This is a genomic window from Cutibacterium sp. LaCa_255 (assembly GCF_057458005.1).
In genome coordinates this window covers 149,685-173,402 of the sequence record NZ_CP190956.1, presented here as the reverse complement: position 1 = coordinate 173,402, position 23,718 = coordinate 149,685, and the positions used below count along the sequence as shown (strand labels likewise).

The following is a 23,718-nucleotide window of genomic DNA, read 5'->3' as shown; positions in this document are numbered from 1 at the left end:
TCCGCCGTTACGAGGTTGGATCCGCGAGCCTCAGGCTGGCGCGACACCGCCCATGATCTGCCGCAGGACGGATTCACTGAACATGGTTCTTGGCCGATGCCGCCGATGCAGGTGGGAGGCGAGCCAGTCCAGGACGAATCTCGGGGTCTTTCGGAACATCGTCGGGGTGACGTGGAGCACCTTCCAGCCATGACGGTCCAGATGAGCCGACCTCATCATCGTCTCCTCATAACCCTTGGCGGTGCCGTGAACTGACCGGCCATCAATCTCCAAGGCGACCTTCTCGGCCTCGAAGGCTTGGTCCAGGTAGTAATGACGATCTCCCACCCGGACCTTGTGGTTGGGCTTGTGACCGGTGATCCCGGTGGCGCGAAGGACCCTGCTCATCTCCAGTTCCGGGATTGACCATGCAGCCAGGAGGATGTCAGCCAATGCGGCATCGACCTCGGCCTTTGGGTATCGGCCAGTAAGGCCCTTGCGTGCCCGACGACAGGATTCGGGAGTCACGAGACGTTGTCGCAGGGCCTCGCAGACCCACTCCCATTCTCCCTGAATGGCGAGGACGAGGACCGATACCTCAGCGGTGGCAATCCGAACCCGCTCCCGCTCGGTCACGAACCGGTGCGGCACGTGCCAGCGACGTACCCGAATACCCGGTCGGACCAACCGGCGGGTTGAGGAAAAGGCCTCCACTTCATTGATGGTTCGGAAGTCCATGGGCCTGTTGGCGCCAGGAGCGGTCATCCCGAGCAGCAGGAGAGCGGTCTTTCCGACGATCACGGCGTCGCGGTGCCACAACAGCAGCGCGCGAAGGATGGTCTTGGGGTCTCTGGCAAGGGCTGTCGCAGCAACCACTCCTGGCAGGATGCGGACGGCGTCTCCTCGGGCTACCGCCCGGTCGGCCTGGCCTCGGATGTAGCTGTGACGGTGGATGCGGGCAACGCCGCGGTGATCGAGTCGTTCTTGAAGGTTCCTCACACCCCAATTTGTCGGCGGGACCCGCGATTTCTGCCAGGCAATTTCAATTCTGTGGACAACTCCGGTCGGGGTAGCCAAGGCTTCTGTGGAAAACCGTCTTCTGAACCCGACCCTCGCCAGGTGAGATGGTTCACCGCATGTGCATCACCCCAATCACCACAGGAATGGGACAAGGTGGGTCCCCGGGCGGGGAAGAACTGAGGGAGAAGCGGGCACGGGGTAGGTTGGACCTGGGGGCCAGGGTTGGTCAGGTTACGGAATCAATGGTGGGGAAGGTCCGACGTACGCCGGTAGCCCCAGCCACGCGCTCGCTCCCGAGTAATCAGCCCTCGAGCAGGCGAGAAACCAGCCCCGTCAGCGCCTCAGCCTGGGACTCGAAGTTCAGCCCCGACTCGACGGCCCGACGTCCCGCCTGGCCCATCTCGTGGCAACGCGTCGGATCGGCAAGCAGCGCGCCGACGGCATCAGCGGTCGCGGCGACATCCTCGGTGTCGACGAAGATCCCGGCACCATAGCCGTCGAACATCTCCCGCCATGCCGGGAAGTCGGATGCCGCGAACGGTACCTGCGAGGCCATGTATTCGAACAATTTCGTCGGCAGGGAGGCGACGTAGTTCGGCAATGGTTTGAGAAATACCAACCCCAGCTGGCCGCTGGCCAACACCTTCGGCACTTCGGTCGGGTCAATGAGGCCCAAGTGCTCGACGAAGCCCTCAGCCACCGCGCGGTCAACGGTGTCCTGACAACGCGGCAGCACCCGTCCGGCCAGCACCAGGTGGGCCCCTGGCACCCGCTGACGAGCCCTGCGCGTCACGTCGATCATGAAGGAGAGTTTGCGTTCCTCCGACAGGTCTCCGACGTACACCAGCCGTCCCAGCACCGGATCCGGGGTCGCGTCATAGTTACCCAGCCAGGGATAGTTGCGCACCACCGTCACCGGGGAGTGGTGAAACCTTTCCCCGACCGTCGGGGTCGCGGCAACGACGGCGTCAACCCCACGGTCGGCCAATCCCACGAGCCCACGCGCCGCCAACCGAGCCAACGGCCGCGTCACCCTGCCCAGGTACGGCTTCGTGTCGACCTGGCCGATGAGGTCCTCGTGAGCGTCGTGGATGACCTTGCAGTGGTGACGACGTCCCCACAGCAGCGCCAACGGGATGAGCTCGGGGTCGTGAATGTGCAGCACCTCGGGTTGAAGGGCCTGCAGGTGCTGCCACGCCTCGCGTTGACTGACGACCAGCCGGCGGGCTCTCCCCTCCTCCCGATGCAATGCGACGACCGGGATGCCTTGGTCAATCCCGTCACGCTCGGCGGAGATGACGAGGTGATAGTCGTGGCCGGCCCCGACCAGCGCCCGCGCTTCCTTGTTGAAGACCCGGTTGTCGTGGCCGTGATGCACCGTCGACAGGGACACCACCCTGCCGAGGCGAGGGGAATCGGTCATCAGTCCCTCTTGCCGGCCTCGAGCAGCACCTTGGCGACGTTGGCAGCGGCCTTGCCGTCACCGTAGGGGTGGCCCGGATCGCCTTCGGGATGCGGACGGGTGGCATACTCGGCGAGGTGCTCGGCGTCGGGGTCGAGCACGTTCCAGCCGTTCTCGACGGTCTCCACCCATTCGGTCTCGGTACGTACCGTCGTGCAGATGGTGCCGAGCAGGAAGGCCTCCTTCTGCAGACCGCCCGAGTCGGTGATGACGCCGGCGGCATTCGTGACGGCATTGACCATGTCGGGGTAGGCCAGCGGGTCGATAGTGGTGAGGTTCCCGCGAGCGATGGTGATGCCGTCAGCCTCGGCGCGGGCGCGCAGACGCGGGTGCACCGGCAGGATGACCTTGCGATCCAGGCCGCCGAGAGCGTCGAGGATGTGGGCCAGACGCTCGGGATCGTCGGTGTTGTCGGCGCGATGGATCGTCGCCATGACGTACTCCTCGCCCTCCTTCACACCGGGCACCGGACGCGGGTTGGCAAGGACGGAGTTGCGCACCTGCAGGCAGACATCGGTCATGACGTCACCGACGAGCACCGATCGGGCAGCCAGCCCCTCGTCAGCCAAGTGACCCATGGCCACCTCGGTCGGAGCCAGGCACAGGTCAGCGGCGTGGTCGGTGAGGACCCGGTTGTGCTCCTCGGGCATGCGGCGGTTGAAGGAACGCAGACCGGCCTCGAGATGGGCCACTGGCAGATGCATCTTCACCGCCGAGAGGGTGCCGGCGATGGTCGAGTTGGTGTCGCCGTAGACGAGCACCCAGTCGGGGGCCATCTCCTCAAGCACCGGATCGAGCTGTTCAAGCATGCGACCGGTCATGAGGCCGTGGGAGCCGCCACCGACACCCAGGTGCAGATCAGGATTCGGGATGCCGAGCTCGATGAAGAAGGAGTCGGACATGTTGACGTCGTAGTGCTGGCCGGTGTGGATGATCTTGTGATCGATCCCTCGGGCCGCGAAGGCCTTGGCCACCGGGGCCAACTTCACAAACTGGGGACGAGCCCCGACGATGCTAACGACGCGCACTAGTGGCACCTCTCTGATGTTGACGACTTTGCAACCGGCGAACCGGCACCTTCTCAGGCTATCTGACGACCGGCATCCGCGACGGTTTGCCGGTACGCCTCCTCCATAAGATCCAAGCTGTGCTGCCAGGAATATTCCTTGACGACGTGTGCCCGACCGGACATTCCCATCCGCCGACGAAGACCCGCATCGTCGACCAAACGGTTCAGGGCCTCAGCACTCGCGATGACGTCACCGCGAGGCACGACAAGACCGGTAACACCCTCATCGACGACTTCTGCAGGACCGTCCACATCGCTCACCACGACCGGAAGACCGCACGCCCCGGCCTCTATAATGGCCACCCCGAAGGACTCCGAGTCCAGGGTCGAGAGGGCTGCGAACACGTCCAAGCTGGTCAAGGCGTCCTTGACGCGGTCGTGAGGAATAGCCCCCGCGAACTCCACCGACCCGTCCGGGACGAGGCGTTCCGCCAGGGCCTTGAGGTTGTCCTCGTCGGGACCTGAACCCCAGATGTGCAGGCTCGTTGCCGGGTGCTTCTCGTGAACACGGCTGTAAGCACGGATGAGTTCCCCAATGCCGTACTTGCCGTAGAGGGCCTTGACGGTGCCGATCCGTATCACCGAATCGTCTTTCGGCGCCTCCGATGGCGTCAGAACATCCGTGTCGACACCAAACGGGGTGATGGAAATTGGCCGATCATGGCCGATGAGTTCCCGGGTGACCCGGGCCATGCAATGGCTTGTCGAAGCGATTCGCGTTGCAGAGGCCAAGTTCCCCTGGACCATCCGCTTCATGACCGGATTCTTGGGCGAGTCGTAGACGTCGCTACCCCACACCGACAGCAGGGTTGGAGCGTCGAGATTGGCTAGTCGCCCGAGCAGTCCGTACCCGGTTGCGTAGTGCACGTTGACGATGTCCGGCCTGATGTCGGCCGCCAAGGAGCGCAGCCATCTGGCGTTGACGATGTATCGTGTCTTGCCGCCGCGTGGTGCCAGGTGAACGCTGACTCTGGTGTCGATGGCGTGATTTCCGACTGGGTGGACGGAAGCCAAGTGGACGTCATGTCCTCGACCAACCAGTCCGTTGACCCATCGCACGGTATGGATCGAGGATGCCGCACTGACGACAAGTACTCGCACACTTCCTCCTTCTACCAATCCCGCCTCATGGTGCGCGGATCAGATGGCTTCACGCTACCGCGAATCGGCTCGGCAGCCGTTCTTGGAACGCCGATCACCATGGACGAGGACGACAGCGCTCAGCAGCCACGTGAGCTGGGTCACCGACTGCACAAGGTATGTGCTGTTGGCCAGCGACAACACCGGTATGACAATAAGCAGGGCCGTGGACCACCATTGACGGTGCCGCCAGCATGAGACGATGCCCCACACCCAACAGACTGCCAGCATCACCGTGACGACAAGACCGTATTGGGACGCGATTTCAAGGACTCCGTTATGAGGGTCGCTCTTGCCATGAGTGAACCATCGTCGCGGCTGATCTATGATCGCTGCCCGGAATCCGCCTGGCCCCGCTCCTATCAGCGGATGCGCCGCGACGAGGGCCAGTCCCCACGCCATCAGTGCGGTACGAGCTGAAAATGACGACGGCCCCTCATCGTTGTGGTGCACGAGCACGCCTACAAACCTGTGCCACGCCAACCCCGCCTGCTGAGCATGCGTCATCAGAATCACTGCAACCGCAACGACGGTGAGAGTCGGGAGCACCCAGCGCCACTTCGTTACCGCCCACAGACGCACCATCAACGCCAGCGCAAGGGCAATCTGCGCGAGTCGGCTCCCCGTCGCGGCAACCAACCCGACGCCAAGGATCACCGTCGCGCCCGCAACGACACGCACCCAAAGGCATTGTTCACCAGCCCAGACGGCCCCAACAAAGACCAACCCCACAGCCACGAAGACGGCATAGAGATTGGGGTTGGTCAGCCAGGTAGCCGGCTGGCGGTAGAGCCCTGGGTGATTTCGCCACAGTCCTGAGGTATACGTGCTGAGGTGTCGCCCCGTGCAGATCTCCCACCCCGCCACTGGGGTGCCTATCCACATGGCTACGGCCCAGCCGAAGGCAAGATCACGCAACGCTCGGGGCCGACTGAGATGCCCGTCGGCAATGAGCCGGGTCACCGCCCATGCTCCCATCAAGGCGAGGCCGGCACCGACGAAACTCGACAGCTCCCGGCGAGTCCCCAACTGAGCCGCACCGACGAGACCAACCACTCCCCACACGACAGCGATGAGGATCATTGCGGCGGCGCCACGACTGCCCCTCCGAGCCCCGGACGGGCGAATCCAGCCCGCCAGAGCGCAGCCCGCCAGAACAACAGTGAGGACCCGATACACAAAAACGGGCCCGATCCCCGCCCACGGCCCCAGAAGAGCCGCAGGCGGGAAAAAAGCCAGCAGCACCCCCGCAATACGGCCGAGGATGCTGCTGGAAGGCTCAGGCTTCGCCGTCACCGACGACAATGACCTTGACGCCGTCCCACTTGGCCGGATCGACGACATTACGGCCGTCGATGAGGACCTTGATGCCCGGAAGATCGGTCGGGGTCAGCTCGGCGTACTCGGGATGGTCGGCCTGCAGAAGGGCCCCGTCGACGGGCTCGCCGACGTGGTAAGCCTTGAAGCCGAACTTGCCGAGCTCCTCGTCGGTGAACATCGGATCGTGGACGCTGACGTCGGCGCCAGCCTTGGCCAGGATCTCGACGGTCGGGAAGACGCCGGAGAAGGCAGTCTCCTTGACCTTGCCGCGGTAGGAGGCACCGAGGACAACGACCTTCTTGCCGGACAGGTCTCCCAGCACCGAGGCGGCCTGGTCGACGCAGTACTGCGGCATCGTCATGTTGGCCTCGCGGGCGGTACGGACGATGGTGGCGTCCGGGTCGGTCCACAGGTAGAGGCGCGGGTAAACCGGGATGCAGTGTCCACCGACGGCGATGCCGGGACGGTGAATGTGGGAGTAGGGCTGCGAGTTGCAGGCGTCGATGACCTTGTAGACGTCGATGCCGTTGGCGGCGGCGTACTTGCCGAACTGGTTGGCCAGGCCGATGTTGACGTCGCGGTAGGTGGTCTCGGCGAGCTTGGCCATCTCGGCGGCCTCGGCGGTGCCCATGTCCCAGACGCCGTTGTCGCGCGGCAGGTCGTCACGATCGTCGAAGTCGAGGACCTGCTCGTAGAACTCGATGCCCTTGGCAGTGCCCTCGTCGTTCAGGCCGCCAACGAGCTTCGGGTAGCGACGCAGGTCGGCGAAGACCCGGCCGGTAAGGACGCGTTCCGGGGAGAAGACGAGGTGGAAGTCCTTGCCCTCGGTCAGGCCGGAGATCTCCTCGATCATCGGCTTCCAGCGGTTGCGGGTAGTGCCGACCGGCAGAGTGGTCTCGTAGGAGATAAGGGTGCCCGGGGTGAGATGCTCCGCCAACGACTTGGTGGCGGCCTCCATCCAGCCGAAGTCCGGCTCCCAGGTCTCGTCGTTGACGAACAGCGGGACGACGAGGACGATCGCATCGGCGCCCGGAATCGCCTTGGAGTAATCGGTGGTGGCGGCGAGCTTGCCGGCCGGGACGAGTTTCTTCAGCTTCTCGTCGAGATAGGCCTCACCGGGGAAGGGCTCGTTGCCCTTGTTGATCTCGTCCACGACGCGCTGCTGCACGTCGACGCCGATGACGTCGTGACCCTTCTCGGCGAACTGCACAGCCAGGGGAAGCCCGATCTTGCCCATGGCGACGACGGCAATTTTCATTCCTGAACTCCTTGGGATTCGCGAATACCCCCGCCAGTCTAACCGGGCAGAACGCCGCAATGATTTCGTGTTATGCTCCCGCCATCACAGCCATCCCCGCATCATGCGCCTGACTAGGGATTTAGCCTGTTTGCGCTGGGGGCTTTTCGTTGAGGAGGGCCGGTGTATCCCGCCGAGAGACACAAGTGGCTCATCAACACCGCCCGTGAGACCGGTCGGGTGTCAGTGTCTGATGCGTCAGCCTCCCTGGGGGTCGTCCCGGAGACCATTCGGCGCGATCTCGATCAACTGTGCACCCAGAAGATGCTGAGACGCGTCCACGGTGGCGCCATCCCGATCGAGTTCGACCTGCTGGGAGATCAACCCCTCGACACCCGTGATTCCTCCGCGGTGAGTCAGAAGGAGCAGATAGCCAGGGCTGCGCTGCCCCACCTGCCGGCTGACAACGGATCGATCATCCTCGACGCTGGATCGACGACCGGTCGACTTGCGGCAATCATGCCTCCCACAAGGCGCTTCACCGTTTTCACCAACTCATCGCCGATCGCCAGCACCATGGCAACCCACAGTGCATGCGACGTCCACCTACTGGGAGGGCGCCTGCGCCCGACCACTCAAGCCACCGTCGGGAATGTCGATGCCATTTCACGGCTGCGTGTTGACGTCGCCTTCATGGGCACCAACGGCATCTCCCTGGACCATGGTCTCTCCACCCCCGACGCCGATGAGGTCGCGACAAAGACAGCGATGATCGCAAGCGCCCACCACGTCGTCGTGTTGGCCGACTCCCGGAAGATGGGGGCAGAGTCAACAATGCGGTTCGCGGAGTTGGGTGACGTGGACGTCATCATCACCGACTCCGGGGTAACCCCACACCAGGTTGAGATGCTGCAGAAATCTGGCGTCGAGATCGTCATCGCCTGAGGTCGGCCGCAGCCAGGGCCATTTCAGCCTCCCGGCCATTGCGCACGCACGCTTCCCCCAGCCCGCACTTCCACCGTGTGTGGTGTTTGGGTTGCTGACGTCAGCGCGTGCAACCCCAGGTGGCAGCAACCCCATTCATAAGACCGATCACCACACCGACTCCCGTCGCCGGACCAGCCCGTCAAACAGTCACCCCGAGTCATCGCGACGCCCCGCATCACCAAATGTCCGTTTTGGTGTTTTATTGTTGCGTTTTGAGCTTTTATGCTTTAGAGTGTCACACATCCCAACATTGCAGGGTCACTCATATCTGAGGGACCGTCGGGAGAAGCGACGAAGGAGTCCCCCGTGATCGTCACAGTCACCCTCAACCCGAGCATCGACCGCACTGCATCCCTGCCCGGGCCGCTGCAACGCGGCCAGGTGAACCGACTCGGCAATTCCACTGAGGTCTCCGCTGGCAAGGGAGTCAACATCTCCCGAGTCCTCTGCGGAGCTGGGATCGACACCTGCGCCGTCATACCGGCAGGAACCAAGGACCGCCTGGTCACCGGCCTCGCCAACGACAAGATCCCACACGTCGCCGTCCCGATCTCGGCGTCGGCAAGGACCAACCTCACCATCACCGAACCCGACGGCACGACAACCAAGATCAACCAACCCGGAGCCGCACTCACGCCCGACGAACTGACCGCCGTCGAGGAGATCATCCTCGAGACGTCGACCGACGCTGAATGGGTCGTCCTGTCCGGTTCCCTGCCTCCCGGCGTCGCCCCGAACTGGTACGCCACCATGACTCGTCGGTTGCACGAAATCGGCGTCACGGTCGCCGTCGACACCTCAGACGAACCCCTGCAACAACTGTCCCGCGAACTGCCCGAGTCAGCTCCCGAACTCGTCAAGCCCAACTCCGTCGAGCTCGGCCAGCTGTGCGGGACCGACGGAGACTCCCTGGAGGCTGCCGCCGAACAAGGTCACTTCGACGACGTCGTCGCTGCCGCCCGGCGCCTGCACGGCATCGCCGAGGTGCTGGTCACCCTCGGCGGCGCGGGGGCCCTACTCGTCACCGAGACCGATGCCTGGCACGCCTGGCCGGAACCAGTCCAGGTGAGGTCGACCGTTGGCGCCGGGGACTCCTCCCTAGCCGGATTTCTGCTGGCCCGTACCCGCGGCGACCAACCCGAAAACTGTCTGCGCACCGCCGTCGCCTGGGGCACGGCCGCCGCAGCCCTCCCGGGGTCGACCATGCCGACCCCTGCCCAGGCCGACGCCATCCACGTCAGCCTCACCCATCTGTGAGATCGGAGAACCGATGAACGCCCCTCTCATCATCTCAGAACTGGTATCCCTCGACGCTGACCTGGGCTCGACCAAGGCCGAGGTCATCACCTCGGTCGCCGGAATCATCGCCAGGGCCGGACGCGCCGACGCCGACGGCCTGACCCGTGACGCCCTGGATCGTGAGTCCAAGAGCCCGACCGGGATGCCCGGCGGATTCGCTATCCCTCACTGCCGCTCCGCCGCAGTCTCCCAGCCCTCACTCGGCTTCGCCCGGCTGTCCCCCGCAGTTGACTTCAACGGACCTGACGGCCCTGCTGACCTCGTCTTCATGATCGCCGCCTCCGAGAACGGTGGCGCCGACCACATGAAGCTCCTCACGAAGTTGGCTCGCGCCCTCGTCAAGCCCGAATTCGTCGAGCAGCTGCGCCAGGCCCCCGACGCTCAGACGGTCGTCGACCTCATTGGCGGGGTCGTCGGACCAGAGGAGGGCGCGCCTGTACCGGCACCCGCCACCGCCGCCGCGACAGACGAAACAGCTCCCGAACAGACACCCACCACCCACGTCGTCGCCATCACAGCTTGTCCGACCGGCATCGCCCACACCTACATGGCCGCCGACTACCTCACGGCCGCGGGTAAGAAGATGGGGGTTGACGTCAAGGTCGAGCCCCAAGGTTCCACCGCCACCGAGCCCCTCGACGCATCCGAGATCGAGGCCGCTGACGCCGTCATCTTCGCCACTGACGTCGGTGTCAAGGGCCGAGAGCGATTCGCCGGCAAGCCGGTCATCGAGTCAGGGGTGAAGCGTGCCATCAACGAGCCCGAGAAGATGGTCGCCGAGGCCGTCGCGGCAGCCAAGGATCCGCACGCGCACCGTGTTCCGGCGGGCCACGGCGAGCACCAGGAGCCCGAGCAGGCCGGTTCCCGGATCGGGTGGGGCAAGCGCATCCAGCAAGCCCTCATGACCGGTGTGTCATACATGATCCCGTTCGTCGCGGCAGGTGGTCTGCTCATCGCCCTGGGATTCCTTTTCGGCGGGTACGAGATCGCCAAGGACGGCATGGACATCGCCCTCCACAGCACCTTCAGCAACCTCCCGGCGCCTACCGCCCACGCTCTGGGTGGATCGGCCACCATGACCTACATCGGTGCGGTCTTCTTCGCCGTCGGCCAGGCGGCCTTCGGATTCCTGCTACCCGCGCTCGCCGGCTACATCGGTTTCGGTCTGGCTGATCGTCCCGGCATCGCCCCCGGCTTCGTGGCTGGTGCCGTCGCCGGGGTCACCGGGGCAGGATTCATCGGGGCCATCGTCGGTGGTCTGCTCGGTGGCCTCGTCGCCTATGGGTTCACTCGCCTCAACCCGCCCCGCTGGCTGCGTGGTCTCATGCCGGTCGTCATCATCCCGCTCGTCGGGTCCCTCATAGCCGGCGGCCTCATGTACGTGGTGCTCGGCCGTCCGCTTGCCGCTCTCACCAACGCCCTCAACAACTGGCTGGGTGGTATGAGCGGAGCATCGGCTGTCATCCTTGGAATCATCCTGGGCCTCATGATGTGCTCCGACCTGGGCGGCCCCATCAACAAAGCGGCGTACCTCTTCGCGACGACGAACCTCGCCGTCACCAACGTCGGATCCCTCAAGGTGATGGCCGCCGTCATGTCAGCCGGGATGGTCCCACCCCTGGCGATGGCCCTGTCGACGACTCTGCGTCCGAACCTCTACCAACCGGCAGAGCGCGAGAACGGCACCGCTACCTGGTTGCTGGGAGCCTCGTTCATCTCCGAAGGTGCCATCCCCTTCGCAGCTGCTGACCCACTGCGCGTCATCCCCTCGATGATGGCCGGCGGAGCCGTCACCGGGGCCCTGTCGATGGCCCTGGGCGCTGCGTCCAAGGCTCCCCACGGCGGTATCTTCGTCTTCTTCGCCATTGACCGGGTCTGGGCCTTCATCCTGGCCATCGTCGTCGGCACCATCGTGGCAGCCTTGCTCGTGACCATCCTCAAGGCATCAGCCAAGCGCAAGGCCGAGGCCACCGCCTGAAATATCCACACCAAACCGCACCGAAACACACAACCCTGAAAGGGACACCATCATGGCCAGCAGAATCGTCAAAGTCGGATCCTCCGTCGGGCTTCACGCCCGTCCCGCCGCAGTCATCTCCCAGGAAGCTGCCAAACTCGGCTCCACTGTCACCCTGGCCGCAGAAGGAGGCGAGCCGATCGACGCCAAATCCGTGCTGCTCATCATGACCCTCGGTGCTGGCGCGGGTGATCCCGTCACGGTCGCCGGTGACAACGAGGATGACGTCAACACCATCGCTGATCTCATCGAGTCCGACCTCGACGCCTGATCCCGCTCCACACACGGCGAGGGCCGCTGTCATGACGACAGCGGCCTTCGCCCATCTCCACGTGGACCCGATCGTCAGAACGTCGCCACCGACCCGGAATCGACACGATAGTTCGACCCATTGACGAAGGATGCCTTGTCGGAACACAGGAATGCGATGACGGCAGCCACCTCCTCGGGCTCTCCGCGGCGCTTGAGCTCCATGTAGGGGCGCTCCTCGTCGAGGAAGGACTCGATGGCGTCGTCGAAGCTGACGCCACGTTCCTCGGACCGCTTGGTCATCATGGCGTCGGTCATCGGGGTGTGGATGAAGGCCGGGGAGACAGCGTTGACGAGCAGCCCTTCCCGGGCATAGGTACGCGACAGCCCCTTGGCCAAGGCCAACACACCGGCCTTGGCGGCGCAGTACGGGATCTCGTCGTCATAGGGTTGGACGCCATCCTCGGAAGCCAGCAGCACGACACGACCCCACCCGCCGGTGCGCAGGTCGGCGATGAACTCCCGCAGCACCCGCACCGGGCCCATGAGGTCGATGTCGAGGGTGGAGCGCCAGCCCTCCTCGTCGATCTCGTGGAACTTACCCTGGGCGCCGGTGACCCCGGCTGACTGGACGAGGATGTCGATCGGCCCGAAGGCCTCCTTCACCTGTTGGTGGAGCTCGGCCAAGGAGTCGGCGTCGGTGACGTCGGCCGGGAAGGCGACGAGACGGTCCTCGGGCGCATCAAGGTCCTTCGCGGCCTTGGTGAGCTCGTCGGCGTCAAGGTCGGTGACGGCAACCTTCGCTCCCTCCGCAAGGAGGAGTTTCGCGGTGTTCCAACCGATGCCAGAGTCGGCACCGGTGATGAGGGCTACCCGCCCATTGAGTCCGAGATCCATGATGTTATCTCCTGTAGTAGAAATCAGTTGATGGCGTCCGAGAGGTCCTCGGGCGGGTCGGCAAGCACCTTGACAGCCTCGTCGGTGCGCCCAGGCAGGTTCCAGAGCAGGACGCCGACCGGCTTTCCGTCCTTGAGGTAGTAGACGACCTGGCCGTCCCCGACCTCCACCGCAGTGGTCTCAAGGCTGGAGTCGAGAGCGCCGACGGCCTCCCAGCGGACCCCGAACACCTGCGAGTACATCATCGGGGTGTGGGTGTAGGGGGCGTCCGAACCGGCCATCGAGCGGCCCGCTGCCTTGCCCATCATGGTGGCGTTGTCGACGTGCTCGACGCGGGTGCGGCCCAGCACCGGGTCCGGGTAGTTCGCGATGTCGCCAGCTGCCCAGATGGCGGGGTCGTCGGTACGCAGGTACTCGTCGACGACGACGCCGTTGTCGACGGTGAGACCGGCGTCCTCGGCCAGGTTGGTGACGGGAGTCGCCCCCAGACCGGCGACGACGTCGTCGGCCTCGAGGATGATGCCGTCGTCCAAGGTGACTTCGGCGTTCTCGTGCTTGCGCACCGAGGAGACACGATGCCCGGTGACGAGGTGAACCCCGGCATCGGCGAAGAGTTTCTGGTACTCCGACGCGATCTGGGCCGGGAACTGGGAACCGCCCAGGACCGGGTCGGGTGTGACGAGGCTGACCTCGCAGCCCTGCTGGACTAGGGCGGCCGCAAGCTCGACTCCGATGTATCCGCCACCGACGATGACGAAACGGTGGCCGGGCTGAGCCAAAGCACGCAGTTTCTGGTAGTCACGAGCGGATCGGTAGTAGAGGACGGCGTCTCCGTCATCGTCGATGCGCGATGGGGTCAGGCCGGTGACAAGCAACAGCTTCTCGTAGCCGAAAACCTGGCCTGAACCGGTCAGGACGGTCTTCGCATCGCGATCGATGCTGAGAACCTCGGTGTCGAGGCGCAGCTCGGCGCCGGTGTCGGCGGCGGTGGAGAGATCGGTCTTGCCCCAGGTGAACTCGGGATCGGTCCACAGCTTCTTGCTGAGGGCAGGGCGGGGGTACGGCGAATCAACGTCGGCGCTGAGCATGGCGATCGACCCGTCCTTGTCAATCTCGCGGATGCCGTGGGCGGCTGAGTCGGCGGCCATTCCGCCACCGATGATGAGGTACTGGTACGTCGTCATGTGTGCTCCCAAGGTTGGGTTCATCGTCGAAACGATGCGTACACAAACCACGTTAATCAGCCCTCAGCGTCCCTTCGAGGGTTCACGGCTGGCTTTCGCACCGGGCCAAGACGCTGGTGGAAGATCGGTTTCTGAACCCGTCGACTGCCATCTGGGATAGCACCAGGAACTATCAGCAACCCGATCACCACACACGGTAAAGGTACCTCTGCCAAGGTGCCTCCGACACAGAACCGGGTCGACACGGACCACCAACACGACGTGGGACCCGCCCCACCGGACGGGCCCCACCGACGAATCAGTAGCTTTCAGATTCAGTGGCCTTCAGATTCCGGGGTGGCCCCGGCACCCTCGTGGCACACCTGATCGACGTCCTCCATCTTCGACTGGGTCCACGGGGCGATGGCGAAGAGCACGAGCGCGACGACAATCGTCACGATGCCCAGACCGTAGTAGAACACCACGTCACCAAGATTCTTCGTGCGCTCGATTGTCACCGATGCCAGGCCCTGACCGCAGGCCGCTGCTAGCAGCCACAGGGTCATGTTCTGGGATGCGAACTTCTTCGGGGCCAGCTTGGTGGCCGTCGAGAGGCCAATCGGGTTCATGAACAACTCGGCGACGGTCTGAATGACGAAGACGACGGCCAGGAACCACCACGGCGCAAGCTTGTCCCCACCTGGCCAGCTCTGGAAGCCGAATCCCATCATGAGGGCGGTCAGCCCGATGATGAACACCGAGATCGCGAACTTCTGCGGGGTGTTGGGGAACTTCCCCTCCCTCCTTCGGAACCACATGCCCAACAGACCGGCAAGGATGAGCACGGCGGCCGGGTTGATCATCTGGTACTGCTCCGGCTTGAGAAGGGCGGAACCGGCGATGTGACCGTCGGTGTTGGCCTTGGCGAAGGTGGCCATCTTCCCGGCTGCCTGCTCGAAGATCATGACGAAGAGCACCTGCCCCACCCACAGCGGGACGAAGGCCCACAGGTGACCACGCTCCCGCTCGGTGACCTTCGAGGAGCGGAACATCGTCAAGAAGTACCCCAGGGCTGTCACGGTGGCGAAGGTGAACAGCGAGTAAGCGATAGCCGAAGTCCACTCACCCAGCAACGCCTTGAACCCGATGACGAGCACAGCACCAATCGCGATGATTCCCAGGGTCCTGAGCACCATCCGGCGCCCCTCACCCGGGGCGAGCGGATTGGGAATGTCAAAGGCGAAGTCGCGCAGCTTGGAACGACCATGGATGAAAGCCACGAGGGCCAGGGCCATACCGATGGCTGCCGCGATGAATCCGATGTGGTACCCGTAGTGGTCCTTGAGCAGACCGGTGATGAGCGGAGCGATGAGGGAGCCGATGTTGATCGACATGTAGAAGTACAAGAAGCCTTGGTCACGACGCGGATCGCCATCGTCATAGAGGCCACCGACGACCGTCGACAGATTCGGCTTGATGAAACCGGTACCGATGGCGATGCAGACAAGGCCGATCCACGACGTCACCACCTGAGGTATCGCCAGGATGACGTGACCGGTCATGATGATGAGACCGCCCCACAGGGTGGAGACCCACGGCCCGAGAATCCGGTCGGCGAAGATACCGCCGGGAATCGTCATGAGCAGCACCGCAGCGCCATAGGAGGCCATCACCACCTGACCGGCATTGACCGGCAGCCCGAGGCCGCCATTTGCCAAGGTGTCGGTGATGAAGTAAACGAGGATGGCCCGCATCCCGAACCAGGAGAACCGCTCCCACATTTCCACTTGGAGCATCCACGGCAGACCGCCGGGATGACCAAGGAATGACTTGTCGTCGCGTGAGGGGCCGGTCACCAAGTGCTTGGGTCTGAACCCCCTCGCTCTTCCAGCTGCGGTGACGCCTTCGGCATCTACGTCGAGCGGATCGAGGGACATCTCTTCTTTTCCTTTCCCATGTTCCGGGCATCACGAGTCCGTCCGGTTGAAAGGTTGGGCACCTTCCCGGCGATCCGGGAAACCTACCTTTTCCGGGCGCGGCACCGGTATCCATGGCTTAGTGACGTCATCGTCGAGAATGTGTAATGACTACGGGTTCAGGCTAGTACGCCGCCGTACCATCCGCTGACGCACCCCCGCAAGAAACACGATTGGCCACGCGGTTTCCCGCGCGAATCAGTGGTCGACGGACACTTCCTCGCGGTCATCCTTCCCCGTGGTCGTCACGAGCCGGCAGACGACCAGCGTGAAGAACCACCAGAACAGCGCGATCGGGAAGTTCTTGATGAGGTAGGTGTCCATCAGGAAGGCCGGGATCGTCGCGAGCACCCCGAGGCACAACACCGGGAAGTGTCCGCGAATCCCCTTGATGCACACCGCGATGACAGTGCCCAGGGAGACCAGCAGCAGGATGAGGCCAATCGCCCCGAGCTCCCCCAGCACCTGGGCGACCAGGCTGTGAGCGTGCGGAAGACTGTAGCCGTACAGGGTCTGGCGCATCCCATGGGAGGACCCGGGCATGAAAGTGGACTCAAGGACGAACCACGGCCAGATGGTCCCATAGCCGGTTCCCATTAGGAAACGACCCGGTGACTCGAGGACGACGTGTCCCGCCAAGGCCCAGGTCCTCGCCCTCGCCGGATCCACCAGAGACCCCGTCCGCACCGTCGAGACGGACCAAATGGCAACTCCGGCCACCACTATCCCCAGGGCCGCGAGGATGGTCCATTGCTCACGGCTTCTCCTGCGGTGAGAGCGTCCGAGGAGAACCAGACCGAGAATGAACAGGGCCAGGCAGATGATCCCGGCACGGGACCCGGACGCAGCCAAGCAACCCAGGTGGCTGACGACGGCCACGCTCGAGGTGATCCGGTGCCGGTTACGGGTGATGGCGTCGACAGCGACAGCCACGGCGAGGATCAGCACCACGTGAGAGATCGCGGCCCCACCGAGCTTGGTGGCAACCCGCCATCCCGTCGTATGACCTGCTGAGTATTCGTTGACGAGCCCAATTGGGTTCGCGATCGCCATCAGAACGGACAGTCTCCACAGCGCTCCCTCGAGGTTATCCACCACGATGAGTCGGCAGGCGAAGACAGCGACGAGAATCGTCATCGTCGCCTCGGCCAGGGGCACGACGAGGGCATAGAGCGGCAGGCCCCTGATGACCCCCATGGAATAGTCATAGACGACATGGTCATGGAAGGGGATCGAGGCCGCAGCCCAGGCCAGCAGTGCCAGGAAGCTGCACACCACGATGGTGAGGTGACGGGTCCACTCCCGCGGAGTCGGTATCCCCCGTGCATCCCTGACGATGCACAACACTTCCAGCGCCACGGCAGCCACCGCGAAGAGCGGGAGCATCAGTGGGCACGCGTCATTGTCGAAGAGTGGCTGGTCCACCGTGACATAGGTACACGTGAGGAAAAGACATGCGACGACGACCTCGGCCGCCCCGCTGAACCACTGAGCGGGGTCTACCGAGCGCGATGCCACGGCCCGCAGGCCATGAGGGAATTCGTGGTGACCAAAGATGCCAGCCATCCTACCCTCGAGGCCGTTGGAGACTCGGCCGCTCGACCCAGGCCGAACGCCTCGGTGAACGCAATCGGGCCGGGCCTCGACGGCCCGGCCCGATCATGACCGATGTGTCAGGAGATCTTGACGAACTCCCCGGAGGCGGCGGAGTTGATCATTGCCTCGCAGACCTGGACGACCTTGGCGCCCTGGGTCATCGTCACGATGTCGGATCCCTTGCCCAGCACAGCGTCACGGAAGTTCTCGTGCTCGGTGCGCAGCGGCTCGGGCTTCGGGATCGCGAACCTGGTGACGTCACCCTCGGCAACGCCACGGAAGTTGGCGATGTCGTCCCACACCGTCGCAACCTTGGCGTTGGAGTAGAAGGTGAGATCAGCGGTCAGGGTGTCCGCGATGAACATGCCCTTCTCGCCGGTCACGAAGGTACGACGCTCCTTGGTCGGGGTCAGCCAGTTGACGAGGTGGTTGCTCATGAGCCCATCGGAGAGCTGGCAGGTCGCCGACACCATGTCCTCGTAGTCCCGGCCAGCCTTGAACATGGTACGGGCGGCAACCAGCTCGAACTCACGCTGGGTGACCCAGGCGGTGAGGTCGATGTCGTGGCTGGCGAGGTCCTTGACGACGCCGACGTCGGCGATACGGGCCGGGAATGGACCCTGACGACGGGTGGCCACCTGGTAGAGGTCGCCGAGGTCGCCGTTTTCCAGACGCTTGCGCAGCGATTGCAGGGCCGGGTTGTACCGCTCGATGTGACCGACGGCACCAATGAGACTCTTGCTCTCGAAGGCCTTGGCCAGACGGGTGGCGGCGGCCGTGTCGTAGGCCAGCGGCTTCTCGATGAGGGCGTGGACCCCCGCCTCGGCCAGCTTGAGACCGATCTCCTCGTGGAACTTGGTCGGGGCCGCGACGACGCAGTAGTCGACTCCGGCCTCGATGACCGCGTCGACGTCGGGCAGGACGGGCAGGTCACCGGCGACCCCGAATGGGTCCTTGCCGGAGGCGTCCGCAATCGCGACCAGGTCGACCCCGTCGATGGCGCGCAGGTTGCGGACGTGGTTCTTGCCCATCGAGCCGATACCGACCATGCCGGCACGCAGGTTCGCCATCAGGCACCTGCCTTCGCGCAAGCGTTGACAGCGGCGACGATGCGCTCGAGGTCAGCCTGGGACAGCGAGGGGTGAACCGGCAGCGAGACGCACTCTGCGGCAACCTTCTCGGTGTTCGGCAGCTCGAGGCCCGGGGCGTACGGGGCCAGCGAGGGCAGACGGTGGTTCGGAATCGGGTAGTAGACCCCCGAGCCGACCTGGTGCTCCTCCTTGAGGGCGGTGACGAAGCAGTCGCGCTCCTCGCCGGTGGCTCCCTCGAGACGGATCGTGTACTGGTGACTCTCGGGAACGACCGGGGTGACGGCCTCGGTGATGTTCTTCGACAGGAAGGCAGCGTTCTCCTGACGGGTCTTCGTCCAGCCGGCCAGCTTGGTGAGCTGAACACGACCGATGGAGGCGTGAATGTCGGTCATGCGGTTGTTGAGACCGACGTACTCGTTGGCGTAGCGCTTCTCCATGCCCTGGTTGCGGAGCATGGCAGCCTCGCGAGCGACCTCCGGGTCGGAGGTGGTGATCATGCCACCCTCACCCGAGGTCATGTTCTTGGTCGGGTAGAAGGAGAAGGCGCCGAAGGTACCGAAGGTACCGACGTGCTTGCCGTCGATGCTGGCGGCGTGAGCCTGGGCGCAGTCCTCGAAGACCCTGAGGCCGTGCTTCTCGGCGATCTTGAGGATCTCAGGCATGTTGGCCGGCAGCCCGTAGAGGTGCACCGGCATGATCGCGGCAGTCTTGTCGGTGATGGAGGCCTCGATGGAGACCGGATCCAGGTTGAAGGTCACCGGGTCGACGTCGGCGAAGACCGGCTTGGCGCCGGACAGGGCGACGGAGTTGCCGGTGGCGGCGAAGGTGAAGGAAGGGACGATGACCTCGTCACCCTCACCAATGCCGGAGGCCAGCAGACCAATGTGCAGGGCCGAGGTGCCCGAGTTGACGGCCACGCAGTGAACCCCGTCGACGACCTGGGAGGAGAACTCCTCCTCGAAGGCGTGGACCTGGGGGCCCTGGGCGACCATGCCGGAGGCGATGACCTCGTCGACGGCCTTGCGCTCGTCATCACCGAGGATCGGCTTGGCAGGTGGAATGAACTGGGCGGTCACGTTGAAAGCTCCTAACTATTCGGACGGAAAGTCCGGTGTGCGGGTGCTTCGACACCCACGGGGTATTTTGGGGGGGACGATGGCTTCAAGCCCGCTCGCCCTCGCTGACCAAGGTCAGCGTATCGGTGGCAGGATCCTCGACGAACCGATCCCCGGTGCGCGAGTCAACCCACGTATTCTCACCGTCGGGATCCAGCGGGAAGCCAGAACGACCCACCCACTTGATGCGACGGGCTGGAACTCCAGCCACCAGGGCATACGCCGGGACGTCCTTGGTGACGACCGATCCAGCAGCCACCGTGGCCCACTCACCGATGGTGACGGGCGCGACGCACACCGAGCGGGCGCCGATGGAGCAGCCGCGCTTGCAGGTCACCCCCACTTGCTCCCAGTCGTCAGCCGACTTGAGGGAGCCGTCAGGGTTGATGGCGCGCGGGAAGTGGTCATTAGTGAGGACCACCGCCGGGCCGATGAAGACCCCGTCCTCCAGCTTCGCGGGCTCGTAGACCAGCGCATAATTCTGAATCTTGCAGTTGTCGCCGACGTGGACGCCCTCGCCGATGTAGGCACCACGACCCACGACGACGTTGCGTCCGAGCACAGCCTCGCTGCGGACTTGGGAGAGGTGCCAGATCGACGAACCGTCGCCGATAGTCACACCGTCGTCCAGATCGGCGGTGTCGATGATCCGTGGTTCACCCATGTGGGACGCCTTTCGTACCGGTTGCATCAAGACCAGCCTACTCGTGCCGTGCACAACTGCCATGGCCCCCAGTCCATCCTGACCGAACGTGTCGCAAAAAGAGCACTCAAAAATAGTCGCGCCCCCTGGAAATCACTGGGTCTCTCGCCTGCCCTGTGTACCATGCACTGACGTGAGCAACCTCCCATCAGAACCCTCTCTCGTGGACTCTGGATCCTCCAAGCCTGAACACGATGCCACCGCAGTCGCATCTCACACTGCTAGCAGTAGGCACGACCCGAACCAGCCCATCGACCTGCTCGGATTCCTCAAGGGACTCGTGCGACACTGGTTCGCCGGCTTACTCACCTTCGTTGTGGTCGCTGGAATCCTCGTTGGCTATTCCCTCTTCATAGCCCCCAAGGACACCGTCGGTAAGGTCGCTGCCCATGGCCACATCATGGTGACCCTGCCCGAGCCCCGCACCGAGGCCCAGGCAATCATCGAGTCGTCCACCGTCTCGAAAATCATGAGCAACTACGTGGCACTCGCCACTCCCGAACCGACCGTCAAGGCGGCCGTCAAGTACCTTCATGACGGCACCACTGCCGATGATCTCAAGAAGGCCGCCTCGGTCCACTGGGGTGGAGGCGGAACGGTGATCGCCGTCTACGCACTGGGAACTGACGAAGGTCAGGCAATTCGCCGCGCCAACGCGTATGCGCGCGCCTTCACCGAAACGGCGAATGCCGTCGCTCCAAGCCCTCTTCACGGGCTTCCTCATCCGAAGCTAACCGTCGTTCAGCAGGCATTCCCCTCGGACCCCAACCTGGAGGCCCCGAAGGTCAAGGACTCCGACGACCCCGGCAAGATGATTTCCCCGTCCGTCGGGGTGGGCGCCGGCCTCGTCCTCGGACTCCTCGTCATGGGCCTGCTGGAGTATCGCTCCTCAAGACGTCGCAACGCCTCAGCCTGATTGATCTGGCGTCACGTCGACTCGCTCCTGGTGGGCCACCATCGTCCCCAGCTCCGAGCGGCGTGACGCGATCATCTGCGCAGTAAGGCACGACGCCACGACCAGGTACAGCCAGGTCACGTGGTAGCGCAGGGTGGAGGATGGGACGATTCCAAGCACGGGCAAGAGCATGACAACGGTGAGGGCGAAGGCCGCCTGCCAGTCCACAGCGGGGCGACGCGGGAGGAAACCCTTGACCGCGATCCATAGCCAGCACGCCACGAAGAGGATCATCGCCACAATCCCGTAGCGCAACACTAGTTCCAGCAACAGGTTGTGGGGATCCATGAGGACGTCCCCGAAACGAGCATTTGCCTCGTTCTGGTACTCCGACAGCGATCCGTACCCGAATAGGAGGGCAATCGGATCACTCATGAGCATGCTCACAGCATTGGTCATGATCCTCCCTCTCTCAGCAGTCGAGTGGTCCTGGACGTAAGGGCTCATCCACAACCCGCCTCCGGCCGCGACGACCAGAGTGGTGCCCCAGAAGAAGGCCCTGACACCCATGGCCGCGGCATGGAGGCGTCGGACATTCAGGATGACTAGCAGGGCCACCGCGCACATGCATCCCAAGAGAGCTCCGCGAGAGCCTCCCATCAGAATCATCCCGAAACATGTGACCAGCGCGAACAGCCGACCGAGTTTGACTGCCCCTCGCCTCGGATCGAACCACATCTTGGCCAGCAAGGCAGTGAAAAGCATCGTCATGACGACGCCGTAGTCGTTGTAGTTGGGATAGGTCGCCGTGACAATCCACCTACTCTTTGAGACCGCCGAAACGGTGTTGGCCTCTGGATAGAGCAGCGGGAGAAGCTTGATGCCCGTGAGGATCTCACCTAGACCGATGAACCAGACGAGGAGGGCACCCCAGTACAACCCCGAGAGGGATTGACGGGCCGTCTTGCTGGGGTCGGCAGAGCGGAACACCGCCAAGGTGAATCCCACAACGGCAAGCATGATGACGGCACTGTTGCCAATGCTGGTGAGGAGACTCGGATGGAATACCACCGCGATCACAGCGGTAACCATGCAGCAGACCTCGAGGGCTGCCAGCGGACCCGCCCTGAGGCCAGAGCGATACCTCGTCTGGGCAAGCAGAATGATCCACGGAACGACGAGCAACAAGAGGAAGCTCATCGGCAGCCGCATGACGAGCAGTGCCGCAACTCCCCCCAACCACATCCCAGCCGTGGAAGGGGCCGCCGCGGCTCGGGGCTGGTCGACCTCAGAAGTCATAACGGAACCAACCGCACTCATCGTCGATCCACCGCCGCCAGAACGTCGGCGAGCTGCTCCACGCGGGCTGGCCAGGTGTGCTGGTCGCGGGCAGCCATAACATTGTCCCGGGCCGACTCGACGTGATCCGGATGCTCCACAAGGTCTGTCAGCAAAGTGACAAACTCGTCGACCGAAGCCTTCACCGTCCAACCAATCTGATCGCGCGAAACCACATCGCCGACGAAAGTGTTCTGAGTCGCGATGATCGGCTTGCCGTTGCCGATGTACTCGAAGAGCTTAAGCGGGGCCGCGAAGTCACGGTACTCGTGCGGAGCCATCGCCAACACGGCCACGTTCGCTGCCGCGAAGTAGGGCTCGAGCTCCTTCTTACCGTTGGCGTGGACAACCTTGATATTGCCCTTCATGACCGGCTCATAGTCCTTGCGAGCCTGCTCCCATTCCTTCGGTCGGGTGCAGATCGTCAAGGATGCGTCGGGAACCTTCGAAACAGCCTCACAGAACGCCCTGAGATCGTAGAGAGACCCTAGCCCGCCAACATAGAACAACGACAGGGGCGACGACGGGGTTGCTGCCGGGGTCTCGTCGATGTCATGGCCGGGAGGCAGAGGCACCTTGAGCACCCGATCTCCGACGTCAACCCAGTCCCCCATCCGCAACGAGGGCAGGAAGAGCACGTCGAGGCACTGACGGTAGGCGAGCAGGTCGTAGCGATACATCGCCTGTGCAACCATCTGCTTGGCCTTCGGCACGCCTTCTCCGTAGATGGGGAACTTCCAGTAAACATCCCGGTAGAACAGACCAACCGGAATGCCGTGGCGACGTAAACGGGCTAGGAAGGCGAAATCCTCGATGGGATGGGTCGGCAGGTGATGTGGCTCGGTGAGGGCTGTCGGCATCGTCGACGACTCCGAGTAGCAGAACTCGAATCGGGTGCCGGCCTTGACGGCATCCATGACGACCTTCATCTGGCGGCGCCGCTGAGCTGCGTTTCCCGCAACCAACCAGACCTCTCCCCAGTCGGCCAGGGCCTTCAGCATCGCAACCGCTCGTTTCTGACCCCCGAATGTGGTGTTCGGGTCGAGTGGGTACGGCACGTGGTAGATGCAGCGTCGGACCTCACGGTCAGTGCGCGACATGATTCTCCTCAGATCCACCGGGCATTTCATGCCAAACGGTACCCGAGACGCTCCCTACGACCGAC

General features: G+C 63.9%; 20 protein-coding genes. 5 read left to right on the top strand and 15 right to left on the bottom strand.

Annotated features, from left to right (window positions below):
• Positions 1-30 precede the first annotated feature (30 nt).
• The 6 genes from ACP8ML_RS00715 to ACP8ML_RS00690 all read right to left on the bottom strand — a co-directional run bounded on the left by ACP8ML_RS00715 (position 31) and on the right by ACP8ML_RS00690 (position 7,248).
• On the bottom strand, positions 31-978 hold the full coding sequence (locus ACP8ML_RS00715; RefSeq protein ID WP_117188194.1) for an endonuclease domain-containing protein: 948 nt from the start codon (positions 976-978) through the stop codon (positions 31-33).
• 322 nt (positions 979-1,300) lie between these two features.
• Positions 1,301-2,422 (bottom strand): glycosyltransferase, encoded by a 1,122-nt coding sequence (locus ACP8ML_RS00710; protein ID WP_117188196.1) that lies wholly within the window; start codon positions 2,420-2,422, stop codon positions 1,301-1,303.
• Complete coding sequence (gene wecB, locus ACP8ML_RS00705) at positions 2,422-3,489, bottom strand: non-hydrolyzing UDP-N-acetylglucosamine 2-epimerase (RefSeq protein WP_117188198.1); 1,068 nt, start codon at positions 3,487-3,489, stop codon at positions 2,422-2,424. Before wecB ends, ACP8ML_RS00710 begins: the two co-directional genes overlap by 1 nt.
• Before the next feature lie 53 nt (positions 3,490-3,542).
• A complete protein-coding gene (locus tag ACP8ML_RS00700; RefSeq protein WP_117188201.1) occupies positions 3,543-4,631 on the bottom strand; it encodes a glycosyltransferase in 1,089 nt (362 codons plus the stop codon).
• 54 nt (positions 4,632-4,685) lie between these two features.
• Positions 4,686-5,966 carry an O-antigen ligase family protein gene (locus ACP8ML_RS00695; protein ID WP_429830869.1) on the bottom strand — a complete coding sequence of 427 codons (1,281 nt, stop codon included), beginning with the start codon at positions 5,964-5,966 and terminating at the stop codon, positions 4,686-4,688.
• Positions 5,950-7,248: a nucleotide sugar dehydrogenase gene (locus ACP8ML_RS00690; RefSeq protein WP_117188205.1), complete on the bottom strand. Its 1,299-nt coding sequence runs from the start codon at positions 7,246-7,248 to the stop codon at positions 5,950-5,952. The genes ACP8ML_RS00695 and ACP8ML_RS00690 overlap by 17 nt, the downstream gene beginning before the upstream one ends.
• A gap of 162 nt (positions 7,249-7,410) precedes the next feature.
• On the opposite strand from ACP8ML_RS00690, the gene ACP8ML_RS00685 reads away from it, so the two are divergent.
• From ACP8ML_RS00685 to ACP8ML_RS00670, 4 genes are all read left to right on the top strand, one after another.
• Positions 7,411-8,172, top strand: coding sequence for a DeoR/GlpR family DNA-binding transcription regulator (locus ACP8ML_RS00685; protein ID WP_016666730.1), 762 nt, complete (start codon positions 7,411-7,413; stop codon positions 8,170-8,172).
• 348 nt (positions 8,173-8,520) lie between these two features.
• Positions 8,521-9,471, top strand: coding sequence for a 1-phosphofructokinase family hexose kinase (locus ACP8ML_RS00680; RefSeq protein WP_117188207.1), 951 nt, complete (start codon positions 8,521-8,523; stop codon positions 9,469-9,471).
• A gap of 13 nt (positions 9,472-9,484) precedes the next feature.
• Positions 9,485-11,491: a PTS fructose transporter subunit IIABC gene (locus ACP8ML_RS00675; protein WP_117188209.1), complete on the top strand. Its 2,007-nt coding sequence runs from the start codon at positions 9,485-9,487 to the stop codon at positions 11,489-11,491.
• Between the two features lie 52 nt (positions 11,492-11,543).
• The gene (locus ACP8ML_RS00670; RefSeq protein WP_065672993.1) at positions 11,544-11,801 is read left to right on the top strand and encodes an HPr family phosphocarrier protein; all 258 of its coding nucleotides are present in this window, start codon (positions 11,544-11,546) and stop codon (positions 11,799-11,801) included.
• Between the two features lie 74 nt (positions 11,802-11,875).
• Here the strand turns inward: ACP8ML_RS00670 and ACP8ML_RS00665 are convergent, their stop codons facing one another.
• The 7 genes from ACP8ML_RS00665 to ACP8ML_RS00635 form a co-directional block, all read right to left on the bottom strand.
• Complete coding sequence (locus tag ACP8ML_RS00665) at positions 11,876-12,676, bottom strand: SDR family NAD(P)-dependent oxidoreductase (protein ID WP_065672992.1); 801 nt, start codon at positions 12,674-12,676, stop codon at positions 11,876-11,878.
• A gap of 23 nt (positions 12,677-12,699) precedes the next feature.
• Positions 12,700-13,884 carry an NAD(P)/FAD-dependent oxidoreductase gene (locus ACP8ML_RS00660; protein ID WP_171048498.1) on the bottom strand — a complete coding sequence of 395 codons (1,185 nt, stop codon included), beginning with the start codon at positions 13,882-13,884 and terminating at the stop codon, positions 12,700-12,702.
• Between the two features lie 290 nt (positions 13,885-14,174).
• On the bottom strand, positions 14,175-15,776 hold the full coding sequence (locus tag ACP8ML_RS00655) for a peptide MFS transporter (RefSeq protein ID WP_065672990.1): 1,602 nt from the start codon (positions 15,774-15,776) through the stop codon (positions 14,175-14,177).
• A gap of 237 nt (positions 15,777-16,013) precedes the next feature.
• Positions 16,014-17,381: an O-antigen ligase family protein gene (locus ACP8ML_RS00650; protein ID WP_117188211.1), complete on the bottom strand. Its 1,368-nt coding sequence runs from the start codon at positions 17,379-17,381 to the stop codon at positions 16,014-16,016.
• A gap of 107 nt (positions 17,382-17,488) precedes the next feature.
• The gene (locus tag ACP8ML_RS00645) at positions 17,489-18,481 is read right to left on the bottom strand and encodes a Gfo/Idh/MocA family protein (protein ID WP_065672988.1); all 993 of its coding nucleotides are present in this window, start codon (positions 18,479-18,481) and stop codon (positions 17,489-17,491) included.
• Positions 18,481-19,578 carry a DegT/DnrJ/EryC1/StrS family aminotransferase gene (locus tag ACP8ML_RS00640; RefSeq protein WP_486702976.1) on the bottom strand — a complete coding sequence of 366 codons (1,098 nt, stop codon included), beginning with the start codon at positions 19,576-19,578 and terminating at the stop codon, positions 18,481-18,483. The genes ACP8ML_RS00645 and ACP8ML_RS00640 overlap by 1 nt, the downstream gene beginning before the upstream one ends.
• Positions 19,579-19,663: 85 nt before the next feature.
• A complete protein-coding gene (locus ACP8ML_RS00635) occupies positions 19,664-20,281 on the bottom strand; it encodes an acyltransferase (protein ID WP_117188215.1) in 618 nt (205 codons plus the stop codon).
• Positions 20,282-20,453: 172 nt separating this feature from the next.
• Here ACP8ML_RS00635 and ACP8ML_RS00630 point away from each other — a divergent pair, with 172 nt between their 5' ends.
• Positions 20,454-21,236 (top strand): YveK family protein, encoded by a 783-nt coding sequence (locus ACP8ML_RS00630; protein ID WP_117188216.1) that lies wholly within the window; start codon positions 20,454-20,456, stop codon positions 21,234-21,236.
• Here the strand turns inward: ACP8ML_RS00630 and ACP8ML_RS00625 are convergent.
• Entirely contained in the window at positions 21,228-22,514 is a 1,287-nt protein-coding gene (locus tag ACP8ML_RS00625; RefSeq protein ID WP_348994709.1) for an O-antigen ligase family protein, read from the bottom strand. The genes ACP8ML_RS00630 and ACP8ML_RS00625 overlap by 9 nt on opposite strands.
• 17 nt (positions 22,515-22,531) lie before the next feature.
• Positions 22,532-23,653 carry a glycosyltransferase gene (locus ACP8ML_RS00620; RefSeq protein ID WP_117188218.1) on the bottom strand — a complete coding sequence of 374 codons (1,122 nt, stop codon included), beginning with the start codon at positions 23,651-23,653 and terminating at the stop codon, positions 22,532-22,534.
• Positions 23,654-23,718: the final 65 nt, after the last annotated feature.

Coding starts and splice junctions, on each gene's coding strand:
- ACP8ML_RS00635 (WP_117188215.1), bottom strand. CDS start 20,281: ATGGGTGAACCACGGATCATCGACACCGCCGATCTGGACGACGGTGTG.
- ACP8ML_RS00645 (WP_065672988.1), bottom strand. CDS start 18,481: ATGGCGAACCTGCGTGCCGGCATGGTCGGTATCGGCTCGATGGGCAAG.
- ACP8ML_RS00690 (WP_117188205.1), bottom strand. CDS start 7,248: ATGAAAATTGCCGTCGTCGCCATGGGCAAGATCGGGCTTCCCCTGGCT.
- ACP8ML_RS00655 (WP_065672990.1), bottom strand. CDS start 15,776: ATGTCCCTCGATCCGCTCGACGTAGATGCCGAAGGCGTCACCGCAGCT.
- ACP8ML_RS00660 (WP_171048498.1), bottom strand. CDS start 13,884: ATGAACCCAACCTTGGGAGCACACATGACGACGTACCAGTACCTCATC.
- ACP8ML_RS00670 (WP_065672993.1), top strand. CDS start 11,544: ATGGCCAGCAGAATCGTCAAAGTCGGATCCTCCGTCGGGCTTCACGCC.
- ACP8ML_RS00710 (WP_117188196.1), bottom strand. CDS start 2,422: ATGACCGATTCCCCTCGCCTCGGCAGGGTGGTGTCCCTGTCGACGGTG.
- ACP8ML_RS00665 (WP_065672992.1), bottom strand. CDS start 12,676: ATGGATCTCGGACTCAATGGGCGGGTAGCCCTCATCACCGGTGCCGAC.
- ACP8ML_RS00620 (WP_117188218.1), bottom strand. CDS start 23,653: ATGTCGCGCACTGACCGTGAGGTCCGACGCTGCATCTACCACGTGCCG.
- ACP8ML_RS00675 (WP_117188209.1), top strand. CDS start 9,485: ATGAACGCCCCTCTCATCATCTCAGAACTGGTATCCCTCGACGCTGAC.
- ACP8ML_RS00650 (WP_117188211.1), bottom strand. CDS start 17,381: ATGGCTGGCATCTTTGGTCACCACGAATTCCCTCATGGCCTGCGGGCC.
- ACP8ML_RS00625 (WP_348994709.1), bottom strand. CDS start 22,514: ATGACTTCTGAGGTCGACCAGCCCCGAGCCGCGGCGGCCCCTTCCACG.